The 13,790-nt window shown below is 71.3% G+C and carries 12 protein-coding genes; 9 read left to right on the top strand and 3 right to left on the bottom strand.

The features are described from left to right. Positions 1-14 precede the first annotated feature (14 nt). On the top strand, positions 15-1,373 hold the full coding sequence (locus tag ACGFY9_RS25215) for a GH1 family beta-glucosidase (RefSeq protein ID WP_393757634.1): 1,359 nt from the start codon (positions 15-17) through the stop codon (positions 1,371-1,373). Positions 1,374-1,528: 155 nt separating this feature from the next. Beyond that, on the top strand, positions 1,529-3,394 hold the full coding sequence (locus ACGFY9_RS25220; RefSeq protein WP_393757636.1) for a discoidin domain-containing protein: 1,866 nt from the start codon (positions 1,529-1,531) through the stop codon (positions 3,392-3,394). A 51-nt stretch (positions 3,395-3,445) separates the two neighbouring features. Here ACGFY9_RS25220 and ACGFY9_RS25225 read toward each other — a convergent pair whose 3' ends face one another. Further along, the gene (locus tag ACGFY9_RS25225; RefSeq protein WP_393757638.1) at positions 3,446-3,838 is read right to left on the bottom strand and encodes an SCO5389 family protein; all 393 of its coding nucleotides are present in this window, start codon (positions 3,836-3,838) and stop codon (positions 3,446-3,448) included. Between the two features lie 49 nt (positions 3,839-3,887). Next, positions 3,888-4,850 carry an ATP-binding protein gene (locus tag ACGFY9_RS25230; protein ID WP_393757640.1) on the bottom strand — a complete coding sequence of 321 codons (963 nt, stop codon included), beginning with the start codon at positions 4,848-4,850 and terminating at the stop codon, positions 3,888-3,890. Between the two features lie 168 nt (positions 4,851-5,018). Between ACGFY9_RS25230 and ACGFY9_RS25235 the strand changes: the two genes are divergently transcribed. The 6 genes from ACGFY9_RS25235 (at position 5,019) to ACGFY9_RS25260 (ending at position 11,729) form a co-directional block, all read left to right on the top strand. Further along, positions 5,019-5,555 (top strand): GNAT family N-acetyltransferase, encoded by a 537-nt coding sequence (locus ACGFY9_RS25235; protein WP_393757642.1) that lies wholly within the window; start codon positions 5,019-5,021, stop codon positions 5,553-5,555. Positions 5,556-5,560: 5 nt separating this feature from the next. Further along, positions 5,561-7,066, top strand: a complete 1,506-nt coding sequence (locus ACGFY9_RS25240) for an ABC transporter substrate-binding protein (RefSeq protein ID WP_393757644.1) — start codon at positions 5,561-5,563, stop codon at positions 7,064-7,066. A gap of 3 nt (positions 7,067-7,069) precedes the next feature. Next, entirely contained in the window at positions 7,070-8,887 is a 1,818-nt protein-coding gene (locus ACGFY9_RS25245; protein WP_393757646.1) for an ABC transporter permease subunit, read from the top strand. After that, positions 8,884-10,110: an MDR family MFS transporter gene (locus tag ACGFY9_RS25250; protein WP_393757648.1), complete on the top strand. Its 1,227-nt coding sequence runs from the start codon at positions 8,884-8,886 to the stop codon at positions 10,108-10,110. The genes ACGFY9_RS25245 and ACGFY9_RS25250 overlap by 4 nt, the downstream gene beginning before the upstream one ends. A 236-nt stretch (positions 10,111-10,346) precedes the next feature. Then, positions 10,347-10,952, top strand: a complete 606-nt coding sequence (locus tag ACGFY9_RS25255; protein WP_393757650.1) for a hypothetical protein — start codon at positions 10,347-10,349, stop codon at positions 10,950-10,952. 39 nt (positions 10,953-10,991) lie between these two features. Then, positions 10,992-11,729, top strand: coding sequence for a YcnI family protein (locus tag ACGFY9_RS25260; RefSeq protein ID WP_393757652.1), 738 nt, complete (start codon positions 10,992-10,994; stop codon positions 11,727-11,729). A 64-nt stretch (positions 11,730-11,793) separates the two neighbouring features. On the opposite strand, the gene ACGFY9_RS25265 is transcribed toward ACGFY9_RS25260, so the two are convergent. Then, a complete protein-coding gene (locus tag ACGFY9_RS25265; protein ID WP_393757654.1) occupies positions 11,794-12,564 on the bottom strand; it encodes a CDP-alcohol phosphatidyltransferase family protein in 771 nt (256 codons plus the stop codon). 105 nt (positions 12,565-12,669) lie between these two features. Between ACGFY9_RS25265 and ACGFY9_RS25270 the strand changes: the two genes are divergently transcribed. Then, positions 12,670-13,650, top strand: coding sequence for a zinc-binding alcohol dehydrogenase (locus tag ACGFY9_RS25270; RefSeq protein ID WP_393757656.1), 981 nt, complete (start codon positions 12,670-12,672; stop codon positions 13,648-13,650). Positions 13,651-13,790 lie beyond the last annotated feature (140 nt).

A 13,790-nucleotide genomic window follows, 5' to 3' on the forward strand; every position in this document is an offset into this window, starting at 1 on the left:
GTAAAGGGACTTCAGTGACCATCGACTTCGCCGCACTCCCGCACGACTTCCTGTGGGGCACGGCCACCGCGGCGTACCAGATCGAGGGAGCCGTCGCCGAGGACGGACGCGCGCCGTCGATCTGGGACACCTTCTCGCACACTCCCGGAAAGATCGCGAACAACGACAACGGCGACGTCGCCTGCGACCACTACCACCGCTGGCGCGAGGACCTCGGCCTGATGCGCCAACTCGGCGCCAACGCCTACCGGTTGTCGATCGCCTGGCCCCGCGTCATCCCCGGCGGCGACGGCCCGACCAACCCCAAGGGCCTCGCGTTCTACGACGAGTTGGTGGACGGACTCCTGGAGGCGGGCATCACCCCCTCCGTCACCCTCTACCACTGGGACCTGCCCCAGGCGCTCCAGGACCGCGGCGGCTGGCCCGAGCGCGCGACCGCCGAGCACTTCGCCGCGTACGCATCGGTCATGGCTGAACGCCTCGGCGACCGCGTCACTCACTGGACGACCCTCAACGAGCCCTCCTGCTCGGCCTGGATCGGCCACCTCGAAGGCAAGATGGCCCCGGGTTGGACCGATCTGACGGCCGCCGTCCGCGCCTCGTACCACCTGCTGCTCGGCCACGGCCTCGCCGCCCAGGCGATCCGCGCGGCCGCCCCCGACGCCCAGGTGGGCATCGTCAACAACCTCTCCACGGTCTATCCCGCCAGCGACCGCGACGAGGACGTCCAAGCCGCCCGCAGGCAGGACGGTCACGTCAACCGCTGGTGGCTCGACCCGACCCACGGCCGCGGCTTCCCGGCGGACATGGTCGAGACGTACGGTGTCGAACTCCCGGAACAGCCGGGCGACTTGGCGACCATCGCCGCCCCGCTCGACTGGCTCGGCCTGAACTACTACTTCCCGGCGACCGTCGCCGACGCCCCCGACGGCCCCGCCCCCTACACCCGCGCCATACGCCGCCTCGGCGTCCCGCGCACCGGCATGGACTGGGAGATCGACGCGTCCGGCATCGAGACCCTGCTGCTCCGCCTCACCGAGGAGTACGACCCCCGCAGGATCTACGTCACCGAGAACGGCTCCTCGTTCCCCGACGTCGTACGCCCCGACGGCACCGTCGACGACCCGGAGCGCCAGGACTACCTGGTCCAGCACCTCGCCGCCTGTGCCTCGGCGGCCCGCAAGGGCGCCCCGCTGGCCGGCTACTTCGCCTGGTCGCTGCTCGACAACTTCGAGTGGGCGTACGGCTACGACAAGCGCTTTGGACTGGTCCACGTGGACTACGAGACCCAGGTCCGCACGATCAAGGGCTCCGGCCGCCGGTACGCGGACATCATCCGCGACCACCGCAGCCGGGCCCGGCGCGCGGCCTGAGCAAGGCCGCCCCGGTGGGCGCGGGCGGGGGAGCCCGCACCCACCGGGGCACCACTACCCCCATCGCACCCACCATTCCCATCACTCTCATGTGTGTCATGAGCATGTCAGCAAGATCGCCCCCAGAAGGAGATCCGCCCCTCAAGGAGACCCGCATGCCCGCACGCACCCTGCTCACCGCGCTCACCGCGCTGGCCCTGCTCTCCGCCACCCCGGCCCTCGCGGCCCCCTCCCCGCAGGCCGCGGCCGCCGCGACCTGGGACACCGACCGCGCGGCCGCCGCCTACGCCGCGAACCCGGCCGCCGTCACCGCCTCCGGCAGCGAGAACGCCGGCACCACCCCCGGCCTCGCCTTCGACGGCGACGGCGCGACCCGCTGGTCCAGCAACTTCGCCGACGACGCCTGGATCCGCCTCGACCTCGGCACCACCCTCCGCATCGACCGCGTCACCCTCGACTGGGAGGCGGCCTACGGCAAGAGATACGTCCTGGAGGTCTCCAAGAACGGCACCGACTGGACGCCGTTCTATACGGAGACGGCCGGCACCGGCGGTTCGGTCACCACGAGCACGTATCCCCAGGAGGTGACGGGCCGTTACATCCGCCTGCGCGGTCTGGAACGTGCCACGCCCTACGGCTACTCGCTCTACTCCTTCAAGGTCTACGGCGGCGAACCGGCCCCCGCGTCCAGCACCCGCACCAACCTCGCCCTGAACCACCCGGCGTACTCCAACTACTACCAGCACAACGGCGTTTCACCGGCGTACGTCACCGACGGCGGCTGGCCCGCCAACCTCAAGGACGACGCGACCCGTTGGTCGAGCGACTGGAACGCCGACCGCTGGGTCTCGGTGGACCTGGGCGCGACCTCGACGATCGACTCGGTCGACCTCTACTGGGAATCGGCGTACGCCGTCGACTACTTGCTCCAGGTCTCGGACGACAACACCACCTGGCGCACGGTCTACGAACCCTCGGCCGCAGACATCGCCGCCCGCCGGGCCAATGTCCAGGCCCCCGCCGACGCGACCGGCCGGCACGACACGGTCACCCTGCCCCAACCGGTCACCGGCCGCTACGTCCGCATGCTCGGCAAGGAACGCCGCTCCTTCTACAACCCGGCGCCCTACACAGCCCAATTCGGCTACTCCCTCTACGAGTTCCAGGTCTGGGGCACCGGCGGCAACGCCTCCGCCGCCTACCCGGCACTCCCCGCCGACCAGTCGGGCACGTACCAGACGACGTTCTTCGACGACTTCACGTCGGCGGCCCTGGACCGCTCCAAATGGAGGGTCGTCAGGACGGGAACGGAGATGGGATCGGTCAACGGCGAGTCCCAGGCGTACGTCGACTCGACGGACAACGTCCGTACGCAGAACGGTGAGTTGATCCTCGCCGCGAAGTACTGCAAGGGCTGCACCCAGGCGGGCGGCGGCACGTACGACTTCACCTCCGGCCGCATCGACACCAACACGAAGTTCGACTTCAGCTACGGCAAGGTCAGCGCCCGCATGAAGCTGCCGGTCGGCGACGGCTTCTGGCCGGCCTTCTGGCTGCTGGGCAGCAACGTGGATGACCCGTCGGTGTCCTGGCCGGCCTCCGGCGAGACCGACATCATGGAGAACATCGGCTACCCGACCTGGACGAGCACGGCCCTCCACGGCCCCGGCTACTCCGCGGACGGCAACATCGGCGCCCGCCAGACGTACCCGGACGCCGGCACGGCCGACCAGTGGCACACGTACGCCGTCGAATGGACCCCGACCGCGATGCGCTTCTATGTCGACGACACCCTCGTCCAGGAGACCACTCGCAACAAACTCGAATCGACCCGAGGCCAATGGGTCTACGACCACAACCAGTACGTCATCCTCAACCTCGCCCTGGGCGGCGCGTACCCGGCCGGCTGGAACCAGGTCACCACGCCGTACTGGGGCCTGCCGCAGTCGAGCGTGGACAAGGTCGCGGGTGGGGGAGTGCAGGCGGAGGTGGACTGGGTGCGGGTCGAACAGAAGAAGTAACAGCTGGGCCGGTCCGGAGCGCGGAACCGGACCGGCCCGTTCCGCCGCCCGTCAGCAGTCCCTGAACTCCGGCGACTGATTCAGCACTTGGGACCGCACCGACGTGAACCGCGCATACGTCTCCCCGTCCAGCGCTCCCGGCCGGAACGCAGCCACCCGATGGCAGTTCTGGAAGGCCAGGGCCACTCCGAAGTGGCGCTCCAGGCTGCCCCGGATCGCGTCGCTGGCCAGGGCCCGCAGCAGCTGGCCGCGTTCCTGTTCGGACGGGGGCGGGGTCTGGTTGTCGGTGAACTCGGCGGTGCTGTCGCGGAGTTCGGTGGCGAGGCCGGCGATGAGGTCGTAGGCGTACGGGAGGGACGTGCGGACCGTGTCCACGAAGTCCGCCTCGCGGATGTCACCGTGCTCGGCTTCGGCGAGGAGCTTCGGGGAGACGTCGAGAGACATGAAAATGGGTGTCCTGTCTGGTAGTTGGCGAACAGTCAGTAGGTGGTGATCAGGGCTGCGGCGTCGGGCCGCCCGGTACGTAGTCCGGGTCCACCTGGGCCGCGAGATCCAGGCCCGTTGCCTTGTCCGCCCACGCGTGGGCGTTGCGGAGGTGGAAGTCGACGGCGTGGCGGTGCAGGGTCTGCCAGTCCCTCGGGCGGGCGTCGACCGCCTCGCGCAGCAGACGCAGGGCGTGTACGTTGTGCGGCTCCAACTCGCCCTGTGCTCGGCCCTGTTCGGCGGCGCGGACGGCGGGTGAGTGGACCAGGTGGGTCAAGAGGTCGTCCCCCACCTCCTCCTTGAGGTAGAGCAGGTCGTCCTCGCCGGTGACCTTGTTGCCGATCACGGCGAGGCGGATGCCGAACTCCCGTGCGTGGTCGCGGTACTGGCGGTACACGGAGACGCCCTTGCGGGTGGGTTCGGCCACCAGGAACGTCAGGTCGAAGCGGGTGAACAGGCCGGAGGCGAAGGCGTCGGCGCCGGCCGTCATGTCGACGACCACGTATTCGCCGGGGCCGTCGACGAGGTGGTTCAAGTACAGCTCCACCGCGCCGAGTTTGGAGTGGTAGCAGGCCACCCCGAGGTCGCTCTCCTCGAACTCGCCCGTCGCCATCAGCGGTACGTCACCCGCACGGACCACATGCCGGGCGTGCACCTCGTCGTCGCCGAGCAGGCGCAGAAGGCGTGAGCCGCGTCCCGGTGGGGTGGTCTTGATCATGGCATCGGGGGAGGCGATGCGGGGGTTGGTGCCGCGCAGAAAGTCCTTGAGCTCGGTCATGTGGGCGGCCAGGGGTGGCGCGGTGACCGGTTCGGTGTCGGGAGGCGTTTCGGGGGACAGGGCCTCGGCCAGGTGCTGGTTGATGTCGCCGTCGATGGCGAGCACGGGTGCGCCGGCGCGGGCCAGATGGCGGGCGAAGAGGGCCGACAGCGTGGTCTTTCCGCTGCCGCCCTTGCCGACGAACGCGACGCGCACTACCGGTCCGCCGCGATCGCGGTTTTGAAAATGAATGTCATGTGGCTAGGTTTTAGGGGGTGGCCGCGAGGCTGTCAAATCCAGTGGATCAAGGGCGATCCAGGAACGGTCCAAGGGTGATCGAGACCTGGATCAAGACCTAGGAGTCTTAATGCATATGATGTGCAAGTGCTTGACTATTGCATCAGGGCGGCAGGCCCGGACGATATCGACGGTGCGCGTGCCGTGATGCTCGACACCGTCTACCGCGATTTCCACACCGGTTACGTGCCCCGCTGGCACGGCGACATCATCGACCCGACCGCCGCCTATCTCGTCCCGGTCCGCCACACCCTCCTCGTGGCGCTCGACCCCGCCGACGGCACGGTCGTGGCGACCGCCGCCCTCGACTCCCGTGGACCGGTCCACCCGCCGAACCCGCGCGACCTCGCCGAGCGCTACCCCTCCGGCGAGACCGCGCAACTGCGTCGCGTCTACGTCCGTCCCGCGCACCGCCGGCGCGGCCTCGCCCGGCACCTCGTCGCCGAACTCCTCGCGTTCGCCGCGGCCGACGGCGGCTACCGCGCCGTATATCTGCACACCGACCCCGCCGTGCCCGGCGCCGAAGCCTTCTGGCGGTCGCTCGGGAAGGTCGTGCACGACGAGCGCGACGATCCGGGCGCCGGGCAGGGGATCGTGCACTTCGAACTGGCGATGGAGCGATGACCGTCATGCGACCTGGACGAACCCGCCCCGCCCGCCTGCTCTTCGCCCTCACCCTCGCCCCACTCCTCACCGGTTGTTTCGCCTCCGCCGGTGAGGAGAGCGGGGCCACGGCCGGGGAGTCCGGTTCCCGGTTGCGCGTCGCGCTCGCGTTCCCGCCCGCCGAGAACCTCTCCCCGTACGGCGCCGACGCCACCATCCTCAGCCGCCTCGGTGTCACCGAAGGCCTGACCTCCCTGGACGCCAACGGCTCCGCCGCCCCCGCGCTCGCCCGGTCCTGGCAGCGGGAAGGCGACCGCAGCTGGCTGTTCACGCTCCGCGAGGCGACCTTCCAGGACGGCACCGAGGTCACCCCGGCCCGCGTGGCCACCGCCCTCGGCCATGCCGCCGAGGCGAAGCCCGCCCCGGCCGCGCTCTCCGGTGTCACCCTCACCGCCGAAGCCGTGGGCGGCGACCGCCTGCGCGTCACCACCAACTCCCCTGACCCCGTACTGCCGTTGAGGCTGGCCGGGCCCGCCCTCGCCGTCCTCTCCCCGAAGGCCTACGAGGAGAAGGGTCGCGTCGACCCGGTCGGCACCGCCACCGGGCCCTTCGAACTGACGAAGGTCACCGGTTCCACGGCGGTCACCCTCGACCGCTTCGACCACTACTGGGGCGGCCTCGCCCAGGCCTCCGGAATCGACGCACGGTTCATCGCGGACGGCACCGCCCGCACCAACGCGCTGCGCACGGGGCAGGTCGATGTCGCCGAGGCGATACCCGTCGCCCAGGCCGCCACGCTCGACACGGGCACCCGCCGGGAGACCGCCACCACCCGCACGACGAGCCTCCAACTCAACACCAGGACAGGCCCGTTCAAGGACCCGAAGCTCCGGGCCGCCGCTCGCGAGGCCGTCGACACCTCCGCACTCGCCAAGGGCGTCTACGAAGGTCACGCCGACGCGGGTACAGGCATCTACGGCCCCGCCGTCACCTGGGCGGCGGGCAAGCGAGAGCAACCGGCGGGACGCGCCGAGCCCGTGACGCCCGGCGGGCGGACCATCACTGTCGCGACGTACGACAACCGGCCGGAACTCCCCGAAGTCGCCCAGGTGTTGAAGCAGCAGCTGGAAAAGGTGGGCTTCAAGGTCGAGTTGGAGGTCCGCGAGTACTCGCGGATCGAGAGCGACGCGCTGGCCGGGAAGTTCGACGCGTTCGTCGTCGCCCGCAACACCCTGGTGGACACGGGCGATCCGGTGGCCGTGCTCGCCAGTGACTACACCTGCGTCGGCGGCTACAACCTCGCCCTGCTCTGCGACAAGGACGTCGACCGGGCCGTGGCGAAGGCGGAAGGCACGGCCGACACCTCCGCACGGCAGAGCGCCGCGATGACGGCCGAGGCCGAGATCCTGGGCACCGACGCCGTCGTACCGCTCGTGCACCAACGGGTCGTCACCGGCGTCGGCACCTCGGTGCGGGGCGTCCTCCTCGACCCGTACGAGCGCACCCTCGTCGGCCCCGGAACCCGGCGCTGACCCATGCCGCACCGCACGGCCACGCTCCTGTGGCGCGCCTTCCTCGCGGCTGCCCTCGTATGCGCGGTGGGCCTGCTGCCCTGGCTCTCCCGCACCGACCCGGCCCTCACCGTTCTCAAGGCCCGCTCGGCGGAACGCGACCCCGACCCCGAGGTTCTCGCCACCATCCGAGACCAACTCGGCCTCGACGACGGCCCGTTGCGGCTTCTTGGCCAGTGGCTCACCGGCCTGCCGCGTGGCGACGCCGGCCGCTCCTGGATCTCCGGCACCGAGGTCATGCCGGGAGTACTCCAAGCCCTGGGCGCGTCCCTGCTGTTGATGGGCGCGGCGGTCGCGGTGGCCGTCGTCACCGCCGGGCTGGTGTGTGCGCGGACGCTGCGGCGGGGTGCGCGTGCGGTGGGGCGGTCGGACGACGGTGGGCCCGGACTCCCGGGCGTGTTGCGGGAGTTCCTCACGCGGCGAAGCGGCCGACGCGGGGCGGAGTGGTCACGCGGAACCGGCTCCGCCGTACTCGCCGCGCTCCCTGAGTTCCTCACCGCGTCCGTGCTCGCCACCGTCGTCGGGGTGCAGCTCGGGTGGCTGCCCGCGCTCGGGTGGTACGGGCCGCGTTGGACGGTGTTGCCGGCGCTTGCGCTGGGGTTGCCTGCCGGGGCCGTGCTCGGGCGGTTGCTCGATGACTTGTTGCCGGGGGCGTTCGGGGAGCCGTGGGTGCGGGCCGCCGCAGCGCGAGGGTTGCCCGGGGGGCGGATCGCCCGGCAGGCCGTGCGGCGGTGTCTGCCCGGGCTGTTGCCCAACATGGGTTTGTTCGTCGTCGGGTTGACCGGTGGGGCCGTCGCCGTCGAGCAGATCTTCGACATCCCGGGACTCGGGCGCACCACCCTCCAGGCCGCCCTCGCCCAGGACTTGCCCGTGCTCCAGGCCGGTACCCTCGCCCTTCTCCTGCTCGCCGCCGGCGCCGCCGGACTCACCCGCCTCGCGGCACACCTCCTCATCGGCCCCGCACTGCGCGCCGACGCCCTCCCATCCCTCCACGAGCCCACCACCCCAACTCCCCGACGGGCCTTGCCCCTTGTCTACGGCGCCCTCCTCGTCGGTGTCGTCGGCCTCGGGCTGCCCCGCGATCCGCTCGCCCTCGACACCGGGCTGCGGCTCCAACACCCCACCTGGGCCCACCCGTTCGGCACCGACGCGCTCGGCCGGGATCTCCTCGCGCGGGTCGCCCACGGTGCCGTCGACACCCTGCTGCTCGCCCTCGCGATCAGTGCCGTCGCGCTCGGTACCGGCGTACTGCTCGGGCTGTTGCCCCGGGTGTCCGGGCCGCTCGTCGACACGGTGAACGCCGTACCGCCGGTCCTGGCCGCCCTGTTGGTCACCGCGGTGGCCGGCAGCGGAAGCGGTACCCCCGCCCTCGCCGTGGCCGCCCTCGCCTGGACGCCCCTGGCCGCGCACACCTCCGCACTGCTGCTCCAGGAACGCGCCACCCTGCACGTGACCGCCACCCGGGGCCTGGGCGCGGGCCGTTGGCACATCCTGCGTCACGCGCTCCTGCCCGCCGTGCTGCCACCGGTCACCCGGCACGCCCTGCTCCGTCTGCCGGGTGTCGCCCTCGCCCTCGCCTCGCTGGGCTTCCTCGGCCTCGGCGCGCAACCGCCCTCCCCGGAATGGGGCCTGCTCCTCGCCGAGAACCAGCCCTACGCCGAACGCGCCCCCTGGGCCGTCCTCGCCCCCGCCGCCGTCCTCGCCCTGCTCGGCGCACTGGCGGTCACGGCCGCCGGAAGTATGCGAGTGACCGCCGGGCAAAGGGAGTTGGCCGCCCGATGACCACCGAGGTCCTCGTGCGGACCCCTCTCTCGCCTCTCCTCCGGCTGCTGATTCTCACTCAACTCGCCTTCAACATCGGCTTCTTCGCCGTCCTGCCGTTCCTCGCCGAGCACCTGGCGGACGTGATCGGCATGGCGGGCTGGCTGGTTGGGCTTGTGCTGGGGCTGCGTACCTTCAGCCAGCAGGGGCTGTTCGTGGTCGGCGGCGCCCTCGCCGACCGGTACGGCGTACGGCCCGTGGTGCTCGCGGGGTGCGTGCTGCGGATCGCCGGGTTCGGCTGGCTCGGGTATGCGGCGGAGGCCTGGGGCGTCGTCGGAGCCGTACTGCTCATCGGGTTCGCCGCCGCGCTGTTCTCACCGGCCGTGGAGTCGGAGGTGGCGCGGCAGGCGGTCGAGTGGGAGGAATCGGGCGGGGGACCCCGTACGCGGGTGCTCGCGTTGTTCACCGTCGCCGGTCAAGTCGGGGCATTTGTAGGCCCGTTGCTCGGTGCGTTGCTGCTCGCCGTGGATTTCCGGGTTGCGTGTCTGGCCGGGGCCGGGGTCTTCGTGCTCGTCCTCGCGGGGCATGCGTGGTTGCTGCCGCAGCACATTCCCGGGCGGGCGCGGGTCAAGGAGAAGGGCGGGGTGCGGGCTCTCGTACGCAACAGGCCCTTCCTCGCGCTGTGTTGTGCCTACGGCGCCTATCTCCTCGCCTACAACCAGCTCTATCTCGCCCTCCCCGAGGAGGTGGAGCGCGCGGCGGGTTCGCAGGCACCGCTGGCCTGGCTGTTCGCGCTGTCCTCGCTGCTCGTGGTGACCGCACAGTTGCCCGTCACCCGGTGGGCGGGGGAGCGGCTCGATCCGCACCGGTCCATGACGGCCGGGCTGCTGCTGATCGCCGTGGGGTTCGCGGCCGTGGCGATGGCACGCCCCGTTCAACTGACCGGCACCACGGGGCTGTTGCCCGCGGCCGCGCTCGTCGTTCTGCTCACCCTCGGCCAGATGCTCATCGCCCCCGTCGCCCGCGCCTGGATCCCCGACCTCGCCGAACCCGGCCGCCTCGGCCTCTACACCGGGGGCCTGTCCTCCGTCTCCGGCCTGATCGTCCTCCTCGGCAGCGCGGCCACCGGCACCCTCCTCGACATGGGGTTGCCCGCGGCCGTGCCCTGGCTGGTGCTGGCCGCCGTACCGGTGGCGGCGATCGGGTTGTTGCCACGCCGGGCACGCCCACTGCGGCGGAGCTGAGCCGCAAGGCCCGCGTGTCCCACGGCCCCAGGGTCCTGTGTCCCACGGCCCCAGCGCTTGGACCGGTCCTGCAGCGCCGTATCCCGGTAAATCGCCGAATCCTCGGACGAGTTCCCCCGCCCGCACTGAACGCCCCACGCGCCACCCCCGTACCAAGCCATGAACCAGATATGAGCTGCCCCCTAAACCGCCATCGACGGCTACGGCGGCAGCGGCGCGTGGGAGGATCCGTCACCATGAGCGCATCCCCGGCGGTACGTAGCCTGCGCGCCGCGGTGTTCGCCGCGGTGTGTGTGCTGCTGGCTGCCGCCGGGCACGGGCTCGCCACCGGTGCCACGCCTCCGTTGTGGGCGGACGGTGCCGGATTCCTCGTCGTGTTCGTCATGGGGTGGCTGCTCGGCGGACGGGAACGGTCCATGCCCGGCATCGGTGCCGCCATGCTCGCTACTCAGGCCGGGCTCCACCTCGGGTTTGATGTCGCGCGGCCACGGACCGGCATGGCGATGGCCGGCATGGCGCACATGTCGGGGCACGCCATGGCCCCCATGCGGCAGACACAGGCGATGACCCCGCACGCCGTGGCCGCCCACGTCGTCGCCGCGCTCGTCGCGGCCTGGTGGCTGCGGCGCGGGGAGGCCGCGCTGTGGTCGCTGCTGCGCTGGGCCGTCGCCTTCGTGCCGGGGCTCGTGGCCTGGTGGCGGGACGCCCCCGCGCCGCCGGCCGTCCGTACCACCCGCCGCCCCGGACGTACCGCCGCCGACGCAGCCCCCCTGCGCCAACTCCTCCTGCGGCACGCGGTCAGCCGCAGAGGGCCACCGGACCTGATCCCGTACCCGGTCTGACCACCCAACTTCCTTTTCCCGTACGGAGATCACCTCACCATGTCCGCACACCGCACCACCCTGCGCCGCGCAGGCACCGTCGCCGCGCTCGCCACCGCCGGAGTCCTGGCCGCCGCCGGGGTCGCCTCCGCGCACGTCACCGTCCACCCGGAGAGTTACGCCAAGGGGGCAACGGACGGTGTCCTCACCTTCCGCGTCCCCAACGAGGAGGACAAGGCGAGCACCACCAAGGTCCAGGTCTATCTGCCCACCGACCACCCCGTCCTCGGTGTCCTCGTCTCCCCACAGGACGGCTGGACCGCGAAGGTCACGAGCACCAAGCTGAAGACGCCGATCAAGACCGACGACGGCACCATCACCGACGCCGTTTCCGAGATCACCTGGACGGGTGGCAAGGTCGACCCAGGCCACTACGAGGACTTCAACGTCGCCTTCGGCCAACTGCCCGACGGCACCGACCAGTTGGCGTTCAAGACGCTCCAGACCTACTCGAACGGCGACGTCGTCCGCTGGATCGAGCAGACCACGGCAGGGGGCGACGAGCCGGAGAACCCGGCGCCCGTCCTCAAGCTCACCGCCAAGGAGAGCGAGGACGGCGACGAGACCCCGGCCGCCTCGACCACGGCGGCGGCCACCTCCACGAAGTCCACCACCGCCTCGTCGTCGAGCAGCGACTCGACCGCTCGCGGGCTCGGCATCGCCGGACTGATCGTCGGCGTGCTCGGCCTCGCGGCGGGCGCCTTCGCGGTCGTGCGCAGCCGGACCCCGCGGTCGTAGCACCCAGGCAGTACGCCGAAGGGCCCGGATCACCAGTGATCCGGGCCCTTCGGCGCAACCGTCCCTACTGCGAGACCAGTTCCAGCAGCTTCTCCTCCACCGGAACCTCCTCGACGCGGGAGGTGCGCGAGGTGCGCCACAGCCACAGGATGTCGCGGCCGAAGGACCACACCAGTGTGCCCAGAGCGAGGGCCACCACGCCGATGTTGGCCGCGTACGGCAGCAGGTTCGCGCCGGCCAGCAGCAGGAGGATGCCCTGCGTGGCGGCGACCGTCTTGCGGGCCGTGCTCGGCGGGAGCGGGGCGTTCAGCCACAGCCACACGCGGGCCGCGGCGACGAACCCGTAGCGCATCGCGCCGATCAGCAGGACCCACGGGCCGAGCTGCGTCGAGACGTACACGCTGAGCACGAGGATCAGGAACGCGTCGACCTCCATGTCGAAGCGCGCGCCCAGCGCGGTGGAGGTGCCCGTGCGCCGGGCGACCTTGCCGTCGACGCCGTCCAGGATCAGGGCCACCGCCGTCAGTCCGACGAACAGCGTGACCGGCGGCGAGCTCTCGAAGGAGTCCGCGACCAGCGCGGTCACCCCGCCGACCAGGATGGCCCGGCCGAGGGTGACCCGGTTGGCCGGGCCGAAGGAACGCGTCCGGGACCGGTGCAAGGCCTTGGAGAGCACGGCCCAGGTGGCGATCGCGAATGCCAGGCCGGTCAGCCAGCCGGCCGGCCCCATTCCGATCGCCGTGCCGAGCAACGCCAGCAACAGGATCTGAACGCCCGCTCCCACAGCGGTCTCCTGCTGGACCAGCCTTGCTTCGTATGTGTTGTTCAGGGCCACCGCACACCCTCCGGCCGTATGACAGAGTCGATCAACGCCGCGTACTGTGCGCGGCCTGTGGTTACCCGTACGTGAACAGCTTCCCGATCGTTCAGGAGGAATCCGATGAAGCGCACCGCGAGGGCGTTTTGGATCGGTCCACCGGGTCACGGCGAGATACGCGACGTCGTTCTGCCGGACCCCGCCGAGGACGAGGTCCTGGTCCGCTCCCTGTGGTCGGGCGTGAGCCGCGGCACCGAGACCCTGGTCTTCCGCGGGGGCGTCCCCGAGAACCAGCACGCGACCATGCGGGCCCCCTTCCAGGAGGGCGACTTCCCAGGTCCGGTCAAGTACGGCTACCTCAATGTGGGGGTGGTCGAGGAGGGCCCCGAGCGACTGCTCGGCCGTACCGTCTTCTGCCTCTATCCGCATCAGACGCGCTACGTCGTCCCCGCGAGCGCCGTGACACCCGTGCCGGAGTCCGTGCCCGCCGGGCGGGCCGTCCTCGCCGGGACCGTGGAGACCGCCGTCAACGCGCTGTGGGACGCGGCGCCGCTGGTCGGCGACCGGATCGCGGTGGTCGGGGGAGGCATGGTCGGCTGCTCGGTGGCCGCGCTGCTGGGCCGTTTCCCGGGTGTGCGGGTGCAGTTGGTGGACGCCGACCCGGCGCGCGCGAAGATCGCCGAGGCGCTCGGCGTCGGCTTCGCGCTGCCGGCGGACGCGCTCGGCGACTGCGATCTCGTCGTCCACGCGAGCGCCACCGAGCAGGGACTCACCCGCGCGCTGGAACTCCTCACCGCCGAGGGCACCGTCCTCGAACTCAGCTGGTACGGCGACCGGAAAGTGAGCCTCCCGCTCGGCGAGGCCTTCCACTCGCGCCGCCTGGTCATCCGCAGCAGCCAGGTCGGCACCGTCTCCCCGGCGCGCGCCAATCGCAGCTACGCCGACCGGCTCGCCCTCGCCCTCGACCTGCTCGCGGACCCGGCGCTGGACGCGCTGGTCACCGGGGAGAGCGACTTCGAGGAGCTGCCGGACCTGCTGCCCAGGCTCGCCTCGGGGGAGATCCCGGCGCTGTGCCACCGGGTGCGTTACGCCGACAACGGCTGAGAACTGTTCAATTCCGTACGAGCAAGAGCGTCTGACCTGAGAAAAGAGTGAGAGTCGGCTGAACAGGGGGAGGCGTGGAGCCGTACTACACGGCATCCCCCGGCAGGGATCAGCCGGGGGACCAGACGCGCCGCACCTGG

Origin of the sequence: Streptomyces sp. NPDC048504, assembly GCF_043200035.1 — a bacterium.
GTDB lineage: Bacteria > Actinomycetota > Actinomycetes > Streptomycetales > Streptomycetaceae > Streptomyces.